Origin of the sequence: Salinisphaera shabanensis E1L3A (assembly GCF_000215955.2) — a bacterium.
Lineage (GTDB): Bacteria > Pseudomonadota > Gammaproteobacteria > Nevskiales > Salinisphaeraceae > Salinisphaera > Salinisphaera shabanensis.
On sequence record NZ_AFNV02000001.1, the window covers coordinates 33867 to 54804 of the forward strand.

Here is a 20938-nt window from a genome sequence, read left to right on the forward strand (position 1 = left end):
TTACACGGGACGCCTGCGCCGCCATTTAAACCACGCCCACGGAACGATCCATGGCCGATCCCGATTCCACCACCGCAGACGCCAATACGCGCAGCGGTTTCGATTACCGTTCGTTTCTGCGCTTTGCGATTCCCTCGCTTCTGGGCGTGCTCGCGTTTCTGACGCCCATTGTCGATGACGGCGAAATCACGATCGGGCTGGCTATTCTTTCGAACGCGCTGGCATCGCTGCTGGACGGCTGGCTGGGCCCCATCGCTGGCGTGGTGCTGAGCGTGTCGGCTGTGCTGACGCTGGTCACCAGCCTCACGCGTACCGCGCCGGACGAGCCCGGCCTGTTCGATCAGCTGTTCAACGTGGGCATGGGTTATGCACTGCTGCGCGTGGTGGGCGCCGTGTTTGCGTTGATGACGCTGTTCGGCGTGGGGCCGGAATTCGTCATCAGCGAAGACACGGGCCAGATCGTGCTGTTCGACGTGATCGCCGCGCTCGTGGCGTTCTTTTTCTTTGCTTCGTTCCTGTTGCCCCTGCTGACTGATTTCGGCGGTATGGAATTCGTGGGCACCCTGCTCCATCGCTTCTTTCGCAAGGTCTTTGGCCTGCCCGGCCGTTCGGCGGTGGATGCCACGGCGTCATGGCTGGGCGATGGCACGGTAGGCGTGGTGATCACCTCGCGCCAGTATGAAAAAGGCTATTACTCGGCGCGCGAGTCCGCGGTGATTGCGACCAACTTTTCGATTGTTTCCATCACCTTTGCATTGCTGGTGGCCAACTTCACCGAGATTGGCCATCTGTTCATTCCGTTCTATCTCACTGTAACCGTGGCCGGGCTGATTGCGGCTGTCATCGTGCCCCGCCTGCCGCCGCTATCGCGCAAGGTGGATAGCTACTGGCCGGAAAGCGGCCGTCAGGCGCCGGCCGATGAACCCGGCGAACGATCGCTGTTCCGATGGGGGCTGGATAGCGCCATGCAGCGAGCGGCCCACGCGCCGAGCCTGGGTCGACTGCTACGCGACGGCGCCACCACCTATGCCGAAATTCTGTTCGGCCTGCTGCCGCTGATCATGGCCATTGGCACCACCGGCATCGCCATTGCGGAATACACGCCCATCTTCAATTGGCTCACCTTCCCACTCGTGCCCGTGCTGGAAGCCATGCAGGTACCGGAAGCCGCCAAGGCCGCGCCCGCCCTGCTGGCCGGCTTTGCCGATATGTTCCTGCCGTCGATTCTGGCCAGCTCGATCGAAAGCGAATTCACCCGCTTCGTGATTGCTGCCCTATCGGTCACACAGCTGATTTATATGTCCGAAGTGGGCGCGGTTATTCTCAAGTCGAAAGTGCCGCTCAATATCTTCGAACTGGGCGCGATCTTTTTGATTCGTACGGTGGTGACGTTTCCGATCATCGTGGCGATCGCGCATCTGTTTGTGTTCTAGATTTGGGCGGAAGATCTGGGCTGCCTCGATTGCAAGCTCGGATGGTTTGAATCTTGAGGCCTTGGCGGGCTCGCGAGTTTGTCGAACCTTTGGTTTCGCGCTGCTGCACGACCCACTTTCGTTTGCTTTTCCAAACGAAAGTGGGCAAAGGAAAAGACGCCCGGGTTACGCGTCGGCTGGCGCCGTGCCGTACGAGGCGAGAAGCGGGGCCTTACCAGCGCAGCTGGGATGCGCCCCGAGGCGACAACTCGTACGATTCGCCGCGCGAACGGGACTTCAATACAGGCACGCGGTTTCGAACGCCGAGTCGACGTGAGTGCGCAAGCAATAGGAAGACAGTCGCCTGCGTTCCTGTCGGCTTACGCTTCGCTAAGCCGACCTGCGAAAGATGTGATCTTGAGCGAGCGACAGCGACGCTTGCCTGTATTCACCCCCTTGGGCGTAGCGCCGAGCAGTGGAGGCGGCAAGCGGAATAGACAGCCGGATGTTTGAGCGAAGCGAGTTTCCGGCTGGCCCGCTTGACGCCGGAGCCGCGCAGGGCATCGGCGCGCAGCGTCGACGCAAGACAGGGCGCCCTTTGTGTTGGGTACTCATATTTGGGCGAGCAAATATAAGTACCTCGCACATCAGTGCGAAACCCCAGGCGCAAATCAACCCGCATAGTTGATTCAAAAACTCAAATGGTTTGAACCATCGGGCTTTCGAAGCTCACGAGCATGTCGGACCTTCTGTTTCGCGCAGCAGCGCGAAACCCCAAGCTTAAATTCGCCTGCACCGTCGATTCTGAATACGCCAGCACCAACGCCAAATCAAGCCGAACGCCCTATCCCGTCGACATCGTTCCCAACACCCGCAGACTTAACCTGCCGGATGCCGAGGCCGCCGAGCCGCGTGGATCAATCCACGCGGTAGTTCGGCGCTTCCTTGACGATATGCACGTCGTGGACGTGCGATTCCTTCACACCGGCCGAGGTGATCTGCACGAAGGTCGGCTGGGTCCGCATCTCCGTGATGTTGTGACAGCCCGTGTACCCCATGGAGGCGCGCAACCCGCCGATGAGCTGGTGCACGATGCCGCCGAGCGGACCCTTGTAGGGCACGCGGCCTTCGATGCCCTCGGGCACGAGCTTCTGGATCTCTTCGGAAGGGTCCTGGAAGTAACGGTCGGCCGAGCCGGAATCGCCGCTCATCGCACCCAGCGACCCCATACCGCGATAGGCCTTGTAGGAACGGCCCTGGTAGAGCTCGATATCGCCCGGCGCTTCTTCGGTGCCGGCGAACATGCCGCCGATCATCACTGCATAGGCGCCCGCGGCAATCGCCTTGGCGACATCGCCCGAGTAGCGAATACCGCCATCGGCAATCAGAGGTACGCCAGTGCCTTCCAGCGCGGCAGCCACGTTGGCAACGGCGGAAATCTGCGGTACGCCAATACCGGCGACGATACGCGTGGTGCAGATCGAACCCGGGCCGATGCCCACCTTGACCGCATCCACGCCGGCTTCCACCAGCGCTTTGGCGCCTTCGGCCGTGCCCACATTGCCACCGATGATCTGCAGATCGCCGAAGCGCTGCTTGAGCTGGCGTACGGTATCGAGCACACCGGAGGAATGGCCGTGGGCAGTATCCACCACCACGACATCCACGCCGGCTTCGGCCAGCGCCTGAACGCGGGCGAACGTTTCCGGGCCGGGGCCGACCGCCGCGCCCACGCGCAGACTGCCCTGGGCATCCTTGCAGGCGTTGGGAAAGTCAGAGGACTTCTGGATGTCCTTCACGGTGATCATGCCACGCAGCTCGAAGGCGTCGTTGACCACGAGCACCTTCTCGATACGGTGCTCATGGAACAAGCCGAGGATCTCTTCGCGGCCCGCGCCTTCGCGTACCGTAATCAGCTGCTCCTTGGGCGTCATCACGCTGGTCACGGGCGCATCGAAACGCGTTTCGAAACGCAGGTCGCGGCTGGTGACAATGCCGACGGGCACCCCTTTGTCCACCACCGGCACGCCGGAGATGCGGCTGCGACGGGTCAGTTCCAGCACTTCGCGGATGGTGGCATCGGGACCGGTGGTGATCGGGTCCGAGATGACACCGGATTCGTATTTCTTGACCGTACGGACGTGCTGCGCCTGTACTTCCGGCGGCATCGATTTATGGATGATGCCAATTCCGCCTTCCTGGGCCAGCGCGATCGCCAGGCCTGCCTCGGTGACCGTATCCATCGCTGCCGAGATCAACGGTAGATTCAGCGTGATGTCGCGCGTAAGGCGCGTAGACAGGTCGACGTGGCGCGGTAGAACGTCGGAGTAGGCGGGCTGGAGCAGGACGTCGTCGAACGTCAGGGCTTGCTCGCTGATTCTCAGGGTCATAGGCTCGCCGGCAGTGGGCGGCTTTACGTGACCCGTATCGCCGCCGCAAAGACTGCGGATTATAAAGCAAGACCTGCGCCTTTCATACACGCGGGCGCCCGAGCGATGCCTGTATGAAGGTGCTGGCGCCAGGCGTCGAACGGTTGGCCAGATGCGCGATGAGCGGTGTAACGTCGCGTTGTCTTGCGCACAATGAACCCGAGCCGCGACGTGCGGTCCATGCCCTAACCCGGATAATCGATATTTCATGAGCCGCCCCGATTCCGATTCGCGCATCGTGTTCAGTGTCAGCGAGCTGAATGCCTCGGTACGCCAGCTGCTGGAACACAGTTACGGGCTGCTCTGGGTCGAAGGCGAGATCTCGAATCTGGCACGGCCACGCTCGGGGCATCTGTATTTCAGCCTCAAGGACGGCGACGCCCAGGTCCGCGCGGCACTGTTTCGTGGCAAGGCCCGTCTGATGCGCACGCCGCTGGCCGACGGCGATCAGGTGCGCGTACGGGCACGCGTGAGCCTGTACGCAGCGCGCGGCGACTACCAACTGATCGTCGAGCATGTCGAGCCGGCCGGCGATGGCGCCCTGCGCCGCGCCTTCGAGCAGCTCAAGGCCCGGCTCGACGCAGAAGGGCTATTCGCCGTCGAACGCAAACGCGCCCTGCCCGCGGCACCGGCACGTATCGGCGTGATCACGTCGGCCACCGGCGCGGCGATCCGCGATGTGCTCAGCGTGGTGTCGCGACGGTTTCCACTGGGTGCGGTACGAATCTATCCCGTACCGGTTCAGGGCGATGCAGCACCGCCAGCCATCGTGAAGGCGCTCACGCTCGCTAGCGCGCGCGCCGATTGTGATGTGCTGCTACTCGTACGCGGCGGCGGCTCGCTGGAAGATCTCTGGGCATTCAACGACGAAAACGTGGCGCGTGCGATCGTGGCGAGCCGCGTACCGGTGATTTCCGGCGTCGGCCACGAAGTGGACGTCACGATTGCCGATTTCGCTGCCGACGTACGTGCGGCCACGCCTTCGGCCGCGGCCGAACTGGTCTGCCCGGACCTGGGCGCCCGCGCGCAGGCACTGCCGCGACTGGCCAACCAGCTCAACCGCCGCATGGCCGCCCGCCTGCAGCATGCGGGTCAGCGTCTGGCCACGCTCGATGCGCGGCTCGCGCGCCAGCATCCGCGACGCCGCCTGGAAGTGCCCATGCAGCGGCTGGACGTGGCAGACCAGCGCCTGCAGCGCGCGCTGCGCCAGCGCCTCGGCCTGGCCCGGAATCGGCTGTCGGCACTCACCCAACGCCTGCAACTGGCCTCACCGCAACGGCATCTCGTCGCCCATGAACATGCGCATGATCAGCGTGTAAAACGCCTGCAACGCGCCATGCATAAACGTCTCGAACAGGCGAATCTTCAGCTGCGCAATGCCGGGCGCGCCCTGCATGCAGTCAGCCCGCTACAGACGCTCGAACGCGGGTATGCTATCGCCCGCGACGACCATAACCATATTGTTCGATCGGCCGATACAGTCACCGCGGGCGATGCGATCCATGTGGTTCTGGCCCGGGGTCGACTGGACTGCGAAATACGCGAAATCCATACCGACTCGGGAGAACGTTCTACCTGAGCCATGCCGCACTGCCGGCGGCGCGTGACGCGAGGGGTACGTGCAAGCCGGCATCTCTCATAACGACCCAATACCAAGAAGGGGTTCTCGATATATGCTGCTACCTTCGCAAGCCGCCATCCGCGGCCGATCCATCGTTCTTGCTGCGTTTGTCGCGGCGCTATTCCTGCTGGGCGGCTGTGCCATCGGCCCGCGGGTTGTCACCCCCGAACCACCGCCGATCCCCGAAGGCGGCGATGCCGTACCGGAACAAAACGAAATCGTACTCACCGACGGTACACAGCTCGTGGCCAACGCGCCCTGGGGCCGCATCAAGATCGAAGCCGGGCCCGGTCTACGCCGTGTGTACACCTGGCGAGACAACCGTCGCGGTGTAATCCTCGAGCCCCGTAACGAGCGCTTTGCCGGCAGCATGGGCATTCATTACGAAGGCAAACCGCCGGTCTGGGAGGCTGCCGAAGGCATTACCCAGGTGGATCTCGAAGAAGGCCAGCGCCGCTTCGAAACCGTCGATGACGCCATGATCTGGATGCAGATTCGGCGCCTGCGCTACAGCTACACCAACGACGGCCTCGTCGTCGGCTGGAAGCCCAAGGGCGATACGCTGGTTGTGGAGCTCTGGCAGTTCTATATCGACGGCAAGAAGCCCACCAGCCTGCCCGGCGCCGAGGACTCGCGTTTCGCCCTGGGCCCGGTGGAAGTCGTGCCGCAGCGCATGAGCCCGGTGCTGGTGTACTCGGACGGCCGTACCGAACCTTATATTCCGCCCACCACGCCCACGAGCGACGGCAACGACGACAGCTCGCGCACCGCTTCTTCATCGCAGGCGAGCAACTGCAACTGGTTCAAGAACCTGTTCGGCAACTGTGCCGATGACGCCAGCGCTACCGATGCCGCCGACAGCGTGACCGCACAGGGCGACAGCGAAGCGGCGTCGCAGGCAGCCACTGCTGCGGCGGCCCCCCACCCCCGCTGCCGCCAGTGCGGATGCAAACAGCGCGGAGGCCGCCGAACAGGAAGCCGCCGAAGCAGAAGACAAGGCCCCGAAGGCCGAGATCTCGGCCAAGGTCGTCAACGTGCGTAGCGGCCCGGGCACCAGCAATGATGTGGTCACCCAGGGCAAGCAAGGCGATAGCGTTGTCATTCGCGACGAAGATGGCGATTGGCGCTACGTCGAGTTCTCGGACGGCCGCAAGGGCTGGATAGCCGACTTCCTGCTCGACCACGAGGACTAACGGCCTGCTGGATCGCGCCGCGATCCCACGTCGTACAAGACCAGGAGCCGGGCCTATGCCCGGCTCTTTTCGTTTCAGGTATGCCTGACAGCGGACGAAAGCCGGATGGCCACGGCCTTAAGACCGTTGTGTTATCTGCCGGATGGGCGTTGGCCCAGCACAGAGTGCGGGATACCCAAGTCGACCCTACCGTTGGAGGTGAAATAGCCGATCTCAGCCTGAGCTTGCGAAACGCTTGGGCTTTGCCAAACCGTCGCCTGGCGCAACATCGCGGGCACGCCCATGAAATGGAATGGCCAAGCAAGCCGAGAGCGTCGCCGCCCTGCCCTATGACAGCAGGGCGCTGGCATACCGAAAGCCGCGACCCAAAGGCCGGGCGGCCGTTTTCTCAGGAATGGGTATCAGCGCAAACAGCGCTGCCACGGCTGCGCCGCTACGAGCGGCGCTTGCGTGATTTGCCGACGTAGGGGTTGTCGCTGTTCTTGAACACCAGATGGATGGGCGTGCCGAACAGGTCGAACTTCTCGCGAAAACGGCGCATGAGATAGCGCTTGTATTCGTCGGATACACGCTGGGTCTGATTGCCGTGAATGACGATCGTCGGCGGATTGCGGCCGCCCTGATGGGCATAGCGCAGCTTGATACGTCGACCATGAATCGCAGGCGGCGAATGGCCGTCCACGGCGTCTTCCAGCGTGCGCGAGAGCGCATTCGTGCTCAACTCGGCAAACGCGGCCTTGTGCGACGCCTGGATGGCGTCCATCAGATCGCGAAGCCCCGAGCCGTGTAGTGCGGATATGAACAACAGCGGCAGATAATCGAACGCGCCGATGCGCTTGACCAGTTCGGCATGCAGTTTTTCGCGCTGCTTGCCCTCGAGGCCATCCCACTTATTGACCGCGATCACCACGGCGCGGCCGCGTTCGACCGCCATGTTCAACAGACGAATGTCCTGCGCCGACAGGCCGCTGGCCGCGTCGAGCATGACGATGACCACCTGCGCGGCTTCCATCGCCTGCATCGCCTTGACGACACTGACCTTTTCCACATCGTCGTCGATACGCGCACGCCGGCGTATACCGGCGGTATCGACAATGACATAGGGTTTGTCGTCGAAGCTGAATTCGCTGGCCACGGCATCGCGCGTGGTGCCGGGCGCATCCTGCGTGAGCATGCGGGTTTCGCCCAACAGACGATTGACCAGCGTGGACTTGCCGGCATTCGGCCGGCCAAGCAACGCCAGACGGATCGCGCCGCGCTGGTGCGGCAATACCTGCGCACGCGGTGCCGGCAGATGCTCGAACACATGCGCGAGAAGAATGGAAATACGATCGCCGTGTATCGCCGAGACGGCCCAGGGGTCGCCGAACGCCAGCGCATGAAACTCGGCCACGGCCGTCGCGCCTACCTGGCCTTCGCTCTTGTTCACCACGACGTGGACGGGGCGATCGATACGCCGCAGCTGTTCGGCGATCATCTCGTCGCCGCCCATGAGGCCCTGGCGCGAGTCGACCACGAACAGCACCACGTCGGCCTCTTCGAGCGCGGCGCGGGTCTGTGCTAGTGCCTGGCTGTCGATGTCTTCATCATCCTGGCCGATACCGCCGGTATCGACCACGATATAGCGCTGACCGTCGTAGCTGGCAAAGCCGTAGTGCCGGTCGCGGGTGACACCCGGCTGATCGGCCACCAACGCATCGCGCGTACGCGTCAGGCGATTGAACAGTGTGGACTTGCCCACGTTGGGCCGGCCCACGAGCGCAAGCACCGGCAACACCGTTGGCGTTACCGGCTCGTTTGCGCTCTCGAAATCGGACGCGTCTGTATTGATGGCTAGCGCTCGTCGCTTGGCGTGAAGCGCAGTGCCGCGACTTCGCCGTAAGCACCGACCACGATGACACGATCGCCCACGATCAGCGGCTGGGAGCGGATCGGCTCGTCGAACGGCCGGCCGCGCGCGATAACACTGCCGTCATCGGCGGAAAGCCAGTGCACATAGCCGTCGTAATCGCCGACTACGAGATCCCCGGCCAACAGGGCCGGACCGCTGAGCTTGCGATACTTGAGACCGTCCTGCTGCCAGCGTTCACTGCCGGTCAGACGATTGACCGCCCAGGCCACGCTGTCGCGGTCGACGGCATAGACATTACGGTCGTCCAGCGCGAGCGCTTTTTCGGACGCCAGTTCATGCCGCCAGCGCACGCGCCCGGACGTGGTCGCCAGCGAAGCCAGCTGTCCGCCCGCGCTCACGGCATACAATTCGTTATTTACGACGAGCGGATCGGCATCGATATCGACAATACGTTCGAGTTCGGAGCGCCCGCTCGGAAAGGCGACGGTCTGCGACCAGCGCTCTTCGCCGGTGGCGAGATCCAGCGACAGTACATTGCCGTTGTCGAGGCCGGCATAGACCGTATCGCCGACGATCACCGGCGACGACGTCCCGCGCAGGGTCAACGTCGGGACGTTGCGTTCGATCGTCCAACGCCGCTGGCCGTTGGCCATATCGAGTGCGACCAGACGACCGTCGAGCGTGCGCGCGACCGCAATCTCATCATTGGCCGCCGGGGCCGCGATGATTTCGCTCGATAGCGAGGCCGTCCATTCACGCTCGCCGGTTTGCGCCGACAGCGCCACGACCTGACCGTCGCGCGAACCGAGCAGCAACAGACCGCCGGCCAGAGCCGGCCCCGAGATCAATCGGTCGCCGGTACGCGAACGCCAGATCTTGCGGCCCGTGGCCAGATCCAGCGCCATCACATAGCCGTCGCTGTTGCCGACATAGACGCGTTCGCCGTCGATGATCGGCTTGAAACCGCTGACATATTCGCCCGCGCCCTCGCCTGCGTCGGTCTTCCAGACCGTTTGCATGCGATAGGCCGGCGATTCGAGCGTGGTCAGCGGTGTGGGCTCGGCAACATTCGCTGCGCCGCCACAGGCGGTGAGTACCGCACTACTGGCGGCCAGCAGAATCGCGGCACCGGTGGCCCGAAAGAACGGTTTGTTTCGTTGATTCATGATGAAGCGCTGTTCGAGTCGGTCGGCGCGTCGGCGGCATCGGCCGGCGCGTTGTCGGCAATCTTGGTTTCGAGCGCGCGGCTGGCAATATCTGGCGGCAGGCTTTCCAGAGCTACCTGATAGGCCTTGTAGGCGCCTTCGCGATCACCGCGGGCCGCCAGGATATCGCCACGCGTTTCTGCGTAAAGCGCATCGAACGCCGGTGGATGATCGGTATCCAGCAGGCTCAATGCTTCGTCGGGCTTGTCCTGGGTCCAGAGCAGACGCGCTGCCCGCACCCTTGCGATATGGCCCACGCCCTCGTTGGCGGCGTTGTCGCTTACCCAGACCAGCTGCTCGCGGGCCTTGTCGTAATCCTGCTGTTCGACGTAGTAGCCGGCCAGGCGCAGCGCTGCGTCGGCGGCATACGGCGTACCGGAATAATCGTTCTTCAGGCGGTCGACGGTTGCGAGTACGTTGTCGTCAACGCTGTCGCCGGCCATGCCCTGTTCGACCTGCTGGTAGATATCGGCGGCCTGGACGGCCTGACGGTTCTGATACCAGTTCCAACCTTGCCAACCGATGATCACGGCCAGCCCGACGATCACACCGATCACCAGCGCCGAACCGTTCCCCTCCCACCATCGTTTGAGGCGGCTCATCTCGTCGTTATCGAATTCGGCCATGCGTTGCGCTTTGCGTTGTTATTGATCGAAAAGATGGAAATACAGACTGCGAATCGGCCGCGTCGTTCCCGTCTAGGGTTCCAGCAGTGCCGCGATACGCCCTGCAGCGGCCTCGATGGCGACGCGTTCTTGTTCGCGCGCGTCGGTCAGCGGCTTGATCTGGATCTCATCCGCGGCGGCTTCATCGTCGCCGAATATCAGAGCCAGCGTGGCGCCGCTCTTATCGGCCCGTTTGAACTGGGATTTCATGCTGCCACCGCCGGCATGCACACGCAGGCGCAGATCCGGCAGCGCATCACGCAGCGCCTCGGCCAGCGCCGGCACGCGCGCACCGGTCGTATCGCCGGTGTGGATCAGATAGACCTGCGGCTTGAGATCGTCCAGGGGCACGTTCTGGTCGAGCATGAGCGCAATCAGGCGCTCCACGCCGAGCGCGAACCCCATGGCCGGCGTAGCGCTTCCACCCAGCTGTTCAACCAGGCCGTCGAAACGCCCGCCCGAACAGACGGCGTCCTGCGCGCCGAGATCGGATGTGATCCACTCGAAAACCGTGCGCGTGTAATAGTCCAGGCCGCGCACGAGCCGCGGGTTGATCGTGTAATCGATGCCCAGGGCATCGAGACCGCGGCACAGCCCATCGAAATGGGCCGACGACTCGGCGCCAAGATATTCGCGCAGCGTCGGTGCACCGGCGACCAGATCGGCCATGGCCGGGTTCTTGGTATCCAGAATGCGTAGCGGGTTGCGATCCAGCCGGCGCTTGCTGTCCTCGTCGAGCGTCTCGGGATGGGCGCTGAAATAGGCATGCAGCGCGTCGCGATAATCCGCGCGTTCGTCCGGCGTGCCGAGCGTGTTGATCTCCAGCCGCATTCCGGTCACGCCGAGTGCGGCGAACAGGCGTGCTGCCATGGCGATCTGCTCGATATCGACATCCGGGCCGGTCTGGCCGAACGCTTCGACGCCGAACTGGTGGAACTGACGATAACGGCCTTTCTGCGGGCGCTCGTAACGGAACATCGGCCCGGTATACCAGAGCCGCTGCGTGGCGTTATGCAACAGACCGTGCTCGATACCGGCACGCACTGCGCCGGCCGTACCTTCCGGGCGCAGCGACAGCGACTCGCCGCCGCGATCCTCGAACGTATACATCTCTTTTTCGACGATGTCGGTCACTTCGCCGACGGCGCGCTTGAACAGCCCCGTGCGCTCCATGATCGGCAACCGGATCTGTTCGTAACCATAGCCGGCGAACACGCGCGCGGCGACACGCTCGAGCGTGGCCCAGGCGGCGTTGTCGGCCGGGAGGATGTCGTTCATCCCGCGGATGGACTGAATACGCTGGCTCATGAATCGAAACGAACTTCTTAGCTGTCGCGGGCTTCGACCGTCAGTCGGGCGGTGCTGTTGCTGGTGGTCTGGGCCTGGATATCGACATCTTCGCCGCCGATGGTCATGGACACACCCGGCGCATAGCCGAGCGTGATGCGATACGGCGCCTCGGCATCGAATTCGCGGCTGTCGCCGGCATCGTAAATACCGGTGAGCAGACGCGAGCCGTTGGCATCACGAATATCCACCCAGGAGCGGTCGGTAAAGGTCACGACCAGATGATTGGCGGCCACCTGCGGCTCTGGCGGCGCTGCCGCTTCTTCGCGCCGCTCGCGTTGCGCCTCGCGGTCGATACCCAACGTATCGTTGACGTTGCGCCCGCCCATGCGCTGGCCTGTGCCGGAAGCAGCGCTCGCGCCAGTACCGGCGCCGTTGCTGGCGTCGCCGGATCCGCCCGGCGATACGCGCAGACTGGTGCCGGAATCGCGTGAGTTGCGCGTGGCCGCCACCCCGCCGCCGGTCGCGCTGCTGTTTCCGCTGCCGATGGTCGGACTACCGGCGCTATCGGAAATGCCGGCCGTGCCCGTGCCGGCGGCGGCACCGTTTTCGTCGGGCAGATCGGCATCGGGCATGAATACGAATACAGCGCCAATCACCGCGAGCAGCACGACCAGACCGATCGCACCGAACGCACGCCAGTTCGGTGGTGTCACGTCCTGCGGCACCACTTCCACCGCCGCCGGCTGCGCCGTCGGCGATGATGTTTTCTTGCCACCCCAGGCAGCGTACGCAGCCATCATGCGTTCGGTGTCGATATCCAGCACCTTGGCGCACTGGCGGTAATAGCCACCGGCAAAAATCGGCTGCGAAAGCTCGTCGAACTGGTTGTTTTCCAGCGCGTGAACGGCTTTCTCGGAGAGCTTGGTCTCGGCGCACAGGTCCTCGACGGACCAATCATGCGCTATACGCCCCTCACGCAGGATCTCGCCGGGCGACTGCATGTCCGAACGGCTACGGCCGGCGCGCTCACCAATGCGTTCTTCAGAAGACTGTGTCGATTCGTTCATCAGCGCGATTGCTCCAGTTGGCGCAGCGACAACGTCGCACTCGGTTCGCGGGCGTTATGGCGCTCGACATAGGCAGCGGCCGCATCGCGATCGCCCAGTGCCAGTTCGATACGGGCGCCCAGCAGAAGCTGATCGGCATTGAGCTGGGCCACGGAATCGGCGCGCTGGTTGAATGCGCGCGCGCGCAGGAAATCACCCTGCTCGAATTTCAGCCGGGCCATGCCCGTGAGCGCGGTCAATTGGCTGGAATCCATCGCGAGCGCCTGACGGTAATGCTCCTCGGCGCTGTCTACCTGTCCTGCACGATGCAGACACAGGCCGGCATTGGCCATTGCGTCGCTACGCCCGGGATAGCGCTCGTCGTTTGCCGCACGTTCGAAATACCGAACCGCCCGGTCGACATCGCCTTCCTTGCAGAGAAAGGCGGCATAGCTGTTGTAGATCGCGGCGCTCGGCTGAAGATTGATCGTCTTCTCGTAGTAACGGCGTGCGTCCTCGACTTCGCCGAGTCGATCGCTAACTACTGCCATGCCCCAGTTCGCCGTCGTATTGCTGCTGTCGTAATCCAGAGCACGGCGAAACCGCGACAACGCATTTTCGTTATCTTCCTTGCGCAGGAAATCGGCGCCGAGATTGGCGTTGGCTTCGGCCGCGCGCTGATTGTCGACTGCGTTGGCGCCACCGGCACAGCCAGCCAGACCCACAAGCACGGACAGCAGCAGTAAAACCGCCCCCCAACGCAGCGTGCTCATACCGGTGTGGCCCGCTTGCTCTCGACCCGAATGGGCACTTCGCGAAAGTGTCGCTTCTGTTTGCTGCGTACCCGCCCGACCAGTTGGCCACAGGCGGCGTCGATATCGTCACCACGGGTGCGTCGCACCGTGGTACGCAGACCCTTGTTGTGCAGGATATCCTGAAACTGGCGAATGCGTGCTTCGTCGGGGCGCGTATAACCGCTACCGTCGAACGCATTGAACGGAATGAGGTTGATCTTCGCCGGCCGGTCAGCCAGCAGTTTGACCAGACCCCGTGCCTGTTCGGGATTGTCATTCACGCCGTTGAGCAGGACATACTCGTAGACGACATGCGCACGGCGCTGCTTGCCTTCCACGTAGCGATCGCAGGCGCCCATGAGTTCCGCTAGCGGATACTTACGGTTGATCGGCACGAGTTCGTCGCGCAGATCGTCGGTGGGCGCGTGCAGCGACACGGCCAGGGCGACATCGACTTCTTCTCGCAGGCGATCCATGAACGGAACCATACCCGAAGTCGAGACCGTAACCCGCCGTTTCGACAGGCCAAACCCATAATCGTCGAGCAGGATACGAATCGCCGGCACCACCGCCCGGTAGTTGGCCAGCGGCTCGCCCATACCCATGAACACGATATTGGACAGCGCCCGTTCGCCGTGGACGAGACCTTGCGCGCGCAAGTCGTGCTCGGCCATCCAGACCTGACCGACGATCTCGGCCGTGGTCAGATTGCGGTTCAGCCCCTGCTTGCCGGTGGCACAGAAGGAGCAATCCAGCGCGCAGCCGATCTGCGACGAAATACACAGCGTCGCGCGATCAGCTTCCGGGATATATACCGCTTCGATCGCGTTGTCCGGGTCCAGATCCTCGGTGACCGCGAGCAGCCACTTGCGCGTGCCGTCACTGGCTTTCTGCTCGCGGATCTTGGCCGGCGGGCGAATCTCGGCGATATCCGGCAGGCGCTCACGCAGCGCTTTCGACAGATCGGTCATCGCCGAGAAGTCGGTCACGCCGCGGGCATAGATCCACTGCATGACCTGCTTGGCCCGAAACGCCGATTCGCCATGCTCACGAAAGAAGGCCGACATGGCCTCGCGATCCAGGCCGAACAGGTTCACGCGCGCGGTTTTAGCCGGCGTTGTGGCAGATTCGGGGGTGTCGCTGACGATCGTGCTCATGAGCGAATAATGCGGTTGCGAACTAGCGCGGGCAGAGGCCGTCCTGCCCGAAGAAGAAAGCGATTTCCTGCTCGGCGGTTTCCGGCGCATCCGAGCCATGAACGGCATTGGCGTCGATGGATTCGGCGAAGTCACCGCGGATGGTGCCGGCTTCAGCTTCCTTGGGATTGGTCGCGCCCATCAGGTCACGGTTCTTGGCGATGGCGTTCTCGCCCTCGAGCGCCTGGACCATGACCGGGCCGGAGATCATGAAGGAGACCAGATCGTTGAAGAACGGGCGCTCCGAGTGCACGGCATAGAATTTTTCGGCGTCCTCGCGGGACAGCTGAACCATGCGCGCGCCGATGATGCGCAGGTCGGCCTTTTCGAACCGGCTGAGGATCTCGCCGATTACATTCTTGGCGACGGCATCAGGCTTGATGATGGACAGGGTGCGCTCAACGGCCATGGGTTCTCCCTACTGGAAACTTCGAAATCGTTAAAAAAGAGTCACACCAGCAACACGCTGGTGCGATAGCTAACCTCCCATTGTAGCGGTTCGAAGCGCGCCTTGTCAGTGGCAAGGCGTACCAGCGTGCTAGACCGTGAACGACTCGCCGCAGCCGCACGAGTTCTTCGCATGCGGATTTTCAAAGCGGAACATGCGGTTAAGCCCTTCCGAACGGAAGTCCAGCGTCGTGCCTTTAAGCACGGCCATATGCTTGCGATTCACCACGACTTTGGCGCCGTAGCCTTCGAAGACATCATCTTCAGCGTCGACTTCGTCCGCATAGTCCATGGTGTACATATAACCGCTACAACCGGACTTGCGCACACCGACGCGCAGACCGATGCCGCTGCCACGCTTGGACAGCTGAGCCTTGATACGCTCGGCGGCGGCCGGCGTAAGCGTTATCTCTTCGGGTTCGACTAGCGTTTCACTCATGACGTCATCATCCCAGATAAACGAAGCGTTGTTCTAGTGCGGCCAGCGCGCCAGCGCATCGGCGAGCGCATCAAGCACTAGAAGTGCCGCATAGCGCTCGGCCGGTGCCAGGCACAACGCCTGTTCGAAATCTCTACTACTGAGACTTCGTGCCGCTTCGATCGTTCGGCCCTGCAACCATTCACAGGCCCAGTCCGCACTGGCGATCGCGACCGGCGGGCCGAATACCGCAAATGCGGCCTTGTCGATACGCGCCTCATGCGTATCACCATCGACTGCCAGATACAGCCGACACCGCGCGTCCGCGCCCGGCGTGTCTGCGCCGCCCTGACCTTGCCATTGCATGATGGCACAATCCGCCAGCGCGTGCCCGGGGGCGAGAAAACGCCGTTGCCACACCGGCGACATGTGCGTCATGCCGCATCCGCAATAGCGCGCAGGCGCGAGACTTCGCTGACGAATCGATCCGCGGCGGCATCGATCTGTGCGGCCGTGGTCCCAGCCCCCAGCGAAAAACGAATACTGGCACCGGCTTCGCGCGGGCTTCGCCCCATCGCGCGCAGCACGTACGACGATTGGCCTTTCGCTGCGCTGCAGGCCGCTCCGGACGAGACCGCCAGTGCAGGCGCGCCGTCTGTCAGCCCCTTCAACAACGCATCGCCGTGCACACCGGCAACACTGACGTTGAGAAACGGCGCCGCCGTATGCACGGGCCCGCCATTACGCATCACTCTATCAGCGCGGGCAAGCGCGTCCGACAGATGGTCGCGCAGTACTGCCAGACGCTTTTGTTCGCTATCACGTATCGCAGCCATATGGGCGGCCGCGGCACCGAAACCGGCGATTTGATGCGTCGCCAGCGTGCCGGAGCGCAAGCCGCGCTGCTGGCCGCCGCCATGCAACTGCGCCGCCAGGCCGGTACGCGGGCGCACATAAAGCGCGCCAACACCCTTGGGCCCGCCGATCTTGTGCGCCGATAGAGAAAGCAACGCGATCTGCATGCGTTCCACATCGAGCGCAAGCCGGCCGAGGCTTTGTGCAGCGTCCACGTGCAAATCCACGCCATGGGCGGCACAGCGCTCGCCGATGGCCGCAATGTCCTGGATGACACCGGTTTCGTTATTCACGTGCATGATCGAAACCAGCGTCGCATTGTCGGCAAGCGCCGATTCCAGATCACCGAGATCGATACGTCCGTCGCTATCGACCGGCAGCCGCGTTACCCGCGTGCCGTATTTCTCGAGCCAGGCCAGCGTATCGAGCGTGGCGCTGTGCTCGGTCACCACGCTGACGATATGCGCATCGGTGCCAGCAAAAGCGACGACGCCCTTAAGCGCCAGATTGATCGATTCGGTCGCGCCCGAAGTCCAGATCAGATCCTTCTCGCGCGCGTTGATCAGTTGCGCCACCTCTGCGGCTGCGGTGTCGATCAGACGGGCGGCTTCGCGCCCGGGGCCGTGCAGCGATGCCGGGTTCGCATCGGTCGCCATCAGCGCATGCTGCATGACCTCCATCACACCCGGCGCCAACGGCGCGGTGGCCGCATAATCGAGATAGATTGTCTCGCTGGCCGCGTTCATCCCAGCACGGAAGCGCTGATGCTGCCCGGCATGGCGCCGCCGCCGTTGGACAAACGACCGAGTACCAGCAGGAACTGCTGAATCTCTTCGAGGGTGTTCTGCGGCCCCAGGCTGACCCGAATCGCACCCTGGGCGACGGCGGGGTCGACACCCATCGCCAGCAACACGGGGCTCGGTTCGCCGGTACCGGCCGCACAGGCCGAGCCCGACGACACCGCAATATCTTCGCGGTCGAGCAGCATGAGCAGCCCTTCGCCGTCGTACCCGGCCACCGCGAACTGACTGGTATTGGGCAGGCGTTCGGCCTGGGCGGAAAAACGGGTGATGCCGGGCGTCGCATCGAGGCCGGTTTCCAGCTGATCGCGAAGTCTGCGCATATGTTCGATTTCAGCATCGCGATGCGCCATCAAACGCTTCGCCGCCGCACCAAAGCCGACGATACCGGCCACATTGTAGCTACCCGAACGCAGCCCCTGCTCGTGGCCGCCACCGTGAACGATAGGCGCCATGTCCATATGCTTGTCGACGATCAACGCGCCCACACCTTTCGGGCCTTGAATCTTGTGCGAGGACAGACTCGCGCAGTGCGCACCGCTGGCTGCGAAATCGAAATCCAGCTTGCCCATCGCCTGAACGGCATCGGTATGCAACCACACACCGGCAGCGCGCACGATACCTGAGATCGCGCGCATATCCTGCAATACGCCGGTTTCGTTGTTGGCGGCCATGATGGATACCACCGCCACATCGCCTGATGCGAGCTGGCGTTCGAGATCCTCCAGATCGATACGCCCCTGATCGTCGACAGCTACACGATCGATTCGCCAACCGCTGCGTTCGAGTGCGCTAGCCGTATCGGTGATCGCCGGATGCTCGATCGGCGAAATCAACATACGGGCCGGCGTGCGTGTCGCCGCCACGCCCTTGAGCGCCATATTGTCGGCTTCGGTGCCGCCGGCGGTGAAGACGATCTGCGATGGATGCGCATTCACACATTCGGCCACCTGTGCACGCGCGGCATCGATCGCCGCCCGCGCTTCGCGTCCAGCCCGATGCAACGAAGAGGCATTGCCGTGGCGTTCGGTCAGCCACGGCCGCATCGCCTCGAACACCTCAGGGTGCATCGGGGTGGTCGCGTTGTGGTCGAAATAGATCGTCATGACGGGGCTCGCGGCCTCTGCCGCGGTTGCACGTGAAGCGGTTTCGCCTTTCAGGCCTTGTCGGTCTGATGCTCGGCGAGTTGCTCGGATAAACGCTTGGTGAGCGATTCCAGCTCGTCCTGGCGACGCTCGAGCGAATCGATATGGTCGAGCATGGCATCGATGCCCGTGGCCACCGGATCCGGCATATCCTGGGATACACCGTAAGTCGAGAACCCGATTCGATCCGCCGTTTCGCGACGCCGGTCGGCCGGCGTGCCGTTCTTGCACTTCACCAGCTTGGCCGGCACGCCGACGGCGGTGCAGCCGGGCGGCACTTCCTTGACCACAACGGCATTGGAGCCGATGCGCGCACCGACCCCGACCGTGAACGGCCCCAGCACTTTCGCACCCGCGCCGACGACGACATCGTTCTCCAGGGTGGGATGGCGTTTGCCGGGGTTCCAGCTTGTGCCGCCGAGCGTTACGCCCTGATAGAGCGTGACATCGTCGCCGATGATCGTCGTTTCACCGATGACCACGCCGAAGCCGTGATCGATGAAAAACCGACGACCGATGGTCACGCCCGGATGAATTTCGATACCGGTGAGCCAGCGCGAGATATGCGATACGAAACGCCCCAGCCAGGTCAGCCGATGCGTCCAGCACCAGTGCGCCACGCGATGCCACCACAGCGCATGCAGGCCCGGATAGGAAAAGATCACTTCCCAGACGCTGCGTGCCGCCGGGTCGCGTTCGAAGATGGTGCGGATGTCCTCACGCATGCGCGAGATCATGAGATGCTCCGCGCCCCGTAGCGCCCGTGCGTGTGTTGATGTCGATGCATGCCGAACTCCTCGTGCCGGTCGAGCATTATTCCTGTGATATGCACTATTTCGGGTTTATCCGCTACGGATCAAGTCCCGAGTCGTGAGTTGTCTCATCGTCTCTACGCATGGCGCCGCGTAGCGGTTGTCGGCGCGGGTCGAGCGAACGCAACGCACCGCGCAAGATATTCACTTCGATTCGATCCGGCGATGCCCGATTGAACAGCCGGCGCAGGCGCCGCATGAGATGGCCCGGATTGGCCGTATCCAGAAAGCCGCTGGCGCCGAGGACGTCCTGCCAGTGGCTGAACAGGCCTTCCATATCTGCCGTCGTCACGGGTTCGTGGGCCGGCTCGGCTTCCGGCGTATCACCGGCAGCCATACGCAGCTCATAAGCCACCACCTGAACCGCGGCGGCCAGATTGAGCGAGCGATAGGCCGGGTTCGTCGGCACCTGCAGATGCAGCTGACACAGATCCAGTTCCGCGTTTTCGAGACCGCTGCGCTCGCGCCCGAACACGAGCGCAACGTTCTGATCGTGTGCGAGTTCGATCGCCCGTGTCGCCGCGGTACGCGCATCGACGAGCGGCCAGCGCATGTGGCGACGGCGCGCACTGGCACCAATGGCGAGTACGCAGTCGCCGATGGCCTCTTCCAGCGTGTCGAACACACCGGCGTTTTCGAGCACGTCGTCTGCGCCCGAGGCGCGTGCCACGGCTTCCGGATCCGGATAGCGTTCGGGCGCGACCAGCGCGAGGTCGTGCAGCCCCATGACTTTCATCGCACGCGCTGCCGCGCCGATATTGCCCGGATGCTGGGCGCCGACGAGCACGATGCGTAGGCGTGCCAGGCGGGATTCGTCAAATACGGCGGTTTCGTCAGGCGCAGCCGGGTCGCTCATGGTCGACTCTCGTATCAATACGGCGTGCAGATGGTACGCTACCCGGCTTTTCAAGGCTCGCCCGACGCGCTCGCGCCGGGTTCGACAAGGACTGTCCGATGCAACCGTTGACCAATGTCGCCGTTACCGCCGCCCGCCGGGCCGGCGGGGTAATTCTGGAATACTACCGGCGCGGCGATACCGGTGAAGTCACGGCCAAGAGCGGCCGCAACGATTTCGTGACCGAGGCCGACCAGCGCGCCGAGAACACGATCATCGACACGATCAGCCGCGCGTATCCCGACCATGCCTTCATGGCCGAGGAATCCGGTGAAACCGGCGAGTCCGATACGGTCTGGATCATCGATCCGATCGACGGCACCGCCAATTTCATGGCCGGCATCCCGCATTTCTGTGTCTCGATCGCCTGTCAGATCAACGGCGTGATCGAACATGCCGTGATCTACGATCCGGTCAAGGACGAGCTGTTCACGGCCGATCGCGGCGCCGGCGCCAGCCTGGACGGCAAGCGGATTCGCGTGACCCGCACCACCCGCCTGCGTCAGGCGTTGCTGGCCACCGGCTTTGCCTATCGCAAGAAGCAGGACATCGCCACCCATATGCCGGTATTCAATCGCTTGCTGTCGTCGAGCGCGGATATCCGTCGTGCCGGCTCGGCCGCGCTCGATCTGGCTTACGTAGCCGCCGGTCGCCTGGACGGCTTCTGGGAAATGGGCCTGTCGCCCTGGGACATGGCTGCCGGCCTGCTGCTGGTACGCGGCGCGGGCGGCATCGCCGGCGATATCAAGGATCAGGACCCGCTGAAAACCGGCAACGTGATCGCGGCCAACCCCAAGCTCTATCCGCAACTCATCGAGAAGATCGAGCGCACCCCGCAAGGCGGTAGCTAGCTCGAGCGCGCC

20 protein-coding genes are annotated in these 20938 nt (G+C 63.4%); 5 read left to right on the plus strand and 15 right to left on the minus strand.

Annotated elements, in window-relative coordinates; all coding sequences use genetic code 11:
• The first annotated feature begins 50 nt into the window (after positions 1-50).
• The gene (locus SSPSH_RS00140; protein WP_006913393.1) at positions 51-1433 is read left to right on the plus strand and encodes a YjiH family protein; all 1383 of its coding nucleotides are present in this window, start codon (positions 51-53) and stop codon (positions 1431-1433) included.
• Positions 1434-2329: 896 nt separating this feature from the next.
• Here SSPSH_RS00140 and guaB read toward each other — a convergent pair.
• Complete coding sequence (guaB, locus tag SSPSH_RS00145) at positions 2330-3796, minus strand: IMP dehydrogenase (RefSeq protein WP_040607168.1); 1467 nt, start codon at positions 3794-3796, stop codon at positions 2330-2332.
• A 253-nt stretch (positions 3797-4049) separates the two neighbouring features.
• On the opposite strand from guaB, the gene xseA reads away from it, so the two are divergent.
• From xseA to SSPSH_RS18895, 3 genes are all read left to right on the plus strand, one after another.
• Positions 4050-5420 (plus strand): exodeoxyribonuclease VII large subunit, encoded by a 1371-nt coding sequence (gene xseA, locus SSPSH_RS00150; RefSeq protein WP_021031232.1) that lies wholly within the window; start codon positions 4050-4052, stop codon positions 5418-5420.
• A gap of 94 nt (positions 5421-5514) precedes the next feature.
• Complete coding sequence (locus tag SSPSH_RS18890; protein WP_021031233.1) at positions 5515-6504, plus strand: hypothetical protein; 990 nt, start codon at positions 5515-5517, stop codon at positions 6502-6504.
• Positions 6497-6655 (plus strand): SH3 domain-containing protein, encoded by a 159-nt coding sequence (locus SSPSH_RS18895; RefSeq protein WP_006913389.1) that lies wholly within the window; start codon positions 6497-6499, stop codon positions 6653-6655. The genes SSPSH_RS18890 and SSPSH_RS18895 overlap by 8 nt, the downstream gene beginning before the upstream one ends.
• A 433-nt stretch (positions 6656-7088) precedes the next feature.
• On the opposite strand, the gene der is transcribed toward SSPSH_RS18895, so the two are convergent.
• The 14 genes from der to SSPSH_RS00230 form a co-directional block, all read right to left on the minus strand.
• Positions 7089-8423, minus strand: coding sequence for a ribosome biogenesis GTPase Der (der, locus tag SSPSH_RS00165; protein ID WP_161627787.1), 1335 nt, complete (start codon positions 8421-8423; stop codon positions 7089-7091).
• 65 nt (positions 8424-8488) lie between these two features.
• The gene (gene bamB, locus SSPSH_RS00170; RefSeq protein WP_006913387.1) at positions 8489-9673 is read right to left on the minus strand and encodes an outer membrane protein assembly factor BamB; all 1185 of its coding nucleotides are present in this window, start codon (positions 9671-9673) and stop codon (positions 8489-8491) included.
• Entirely contained in the window at positions 9670-10338 is a 669-nt protein-coding gene (locus SSPSH_RS00175) for a YfgM family protein (RefSeq protein WP_006913386.1), read from the minus strand. The genes bamB and SSPSH_RS00175 overlap by 4 nt, the downstream gene beginning before the upstream one ends.
• Positions 10339-10410: 72 nt before the next feature.
• Complete coding sequence (gene hisS, locus SSPSH_RS00180; RefSeq protein WP_006913385.1) at positions 10411-11685, minus strand: histidine--tRNA ligase; 1275 nt, start codon at positions 11683-11685, stop codon at positions 10411-10413.
• A 17-nt stretch (positions 11686-11702) separates the two neighbouring features.
• Positions 11703-12734, minus strand: coding sequence for a helix-turn-helix domain-containing protein (locus SSPSH_RS00185; RefSeq protein ID WP_006913384.1), 1032 nt, complete (start codon positions 12732-12734; stop codon positions 11703-11705).
• Positions 12734-13486: a type IV pilus biogenesis/stability protein PilW gene (gene pilW, locus SSPSH_RS00190; RefSeq protein WP_006913383.1), complete on the minus strand. Its 753-nt coding sequence runs from the start codon at positions 13484-13486 to the stop codon at positions 12734-12736. The genes SSPSH_RS00185 and pilW overlap by 1 nt, the downstream gene beginning before the upstream one ends.
• The gene (gene rlmN, locus SSPSH_RS00195; protein ID WP_006913382.1) at positions 13483-14664 is read right to left on the minus strand and encodes a dual-specificity RNA methyltransferase RlmN; all 1182 of its coding nucleotides are present in this window, start codon (positions 14662-14664) and stop codon (positions 13483-13485) included. Before rlmN ends, pilW begins: the two co-directional genes overlap by 4 nt.
• 22 nt (positions 14665-14686) lie before the next feature.
• Complete coding sequence (gene ndk / locus SSPSH_RS00200) at positions 14687-15112, minus strand: nucleoside-diphosphate kinase (protein ID WP_006913381.1); 426 nt, start codon at positions 15110-15112, stop codon at positions 14687-14689.
• A 129-nt stretch (positions 15113-15241) separates the two neighbouring features.
• Complete coding sequence (locus tag SSPSH_RS00205; protein ID WP_006913380.1) at positions 15242-15589, minus strand: HesB/IscA family protein; 348 nt, start codon at positions 15587-15589, stop codon at positions 15242-15244.
• A gap of 33 nt (positions 15590-15622) precedes the next feature.
• Complete coding sequence (locus SSPSH_RS00210) at positions 15623-16006, minus strand: iron-sulfur cluster scaffold-like protein (RefSeq protein ID WP_006913379.1); 384 nt, start codon at positions 16004-16006, stop codon at positions 15623-15625.
• Positions 16003-17169 (minus strand): cysteine desulfurase family protein, encoded by a 1167-nt coding sequence (locus tag SSPSH_RS00215; protein WP_006913378.1) that lies wholly within the window; start codon positions 17167-17169, stop codon positions 16003-16005. Before SSPSH_RS00215 ends, SSPSH_RS00210 begins: the two co-directional genes overlap by 4 nt.
• Positions 17166-18329: a cysteine desulfurase family protein gene (locus SSPSH_RS00220; protein WP_006913377.1), complete on the minus strand. Its 1164-nt coding sequence runs from the start codon at positions 18327-18329 to the stop codon at positions 17166-17168. The genes SSPSH_RS00215 and SSPSH_RS00220 overlap by 4 nt, the downstream gene beginning before the upstream one ends.
• 50 nt (positions 18330-18379) lie before the next feature.
• Positions 18380-19105, minus strand: a complete 726-nt coding sequence (gene cysE / locus SSPSH_RS00225) for a serine O-acetyltransferase (RefSeq protein WP_006913376.1) — start codon at positions 19103-19105, stop codon at positions 18380-18382.
• 112 nt (positions 19106-19217) lie between these two features.
• Entirely contained in the window at positions 19218-20036 is an 819-nt protein-coding gene (locus SSPSH_RS00230; protein ID WP_006913375.1) for an RNA methyltransferase, read from the minus strand.
• A gap of 98 nt (positions 20037-20134) precedes the next feature.
• Between SSPSH_RS00230 and SSPSH_RS00235 the strand changes: the two genes are divergently transcribed.
• Complete coding sequence (locus SSPSH_RS00235) at positions 20135-20926, plus strand: inositol monophosphatase family protein (protein WP_006913374.1); 792 nt, start codon at positions 20135-20137, stop codon at positions 20924-20926.
• Positions 20927-20938 lie beyond the last annotated feature (12 nt).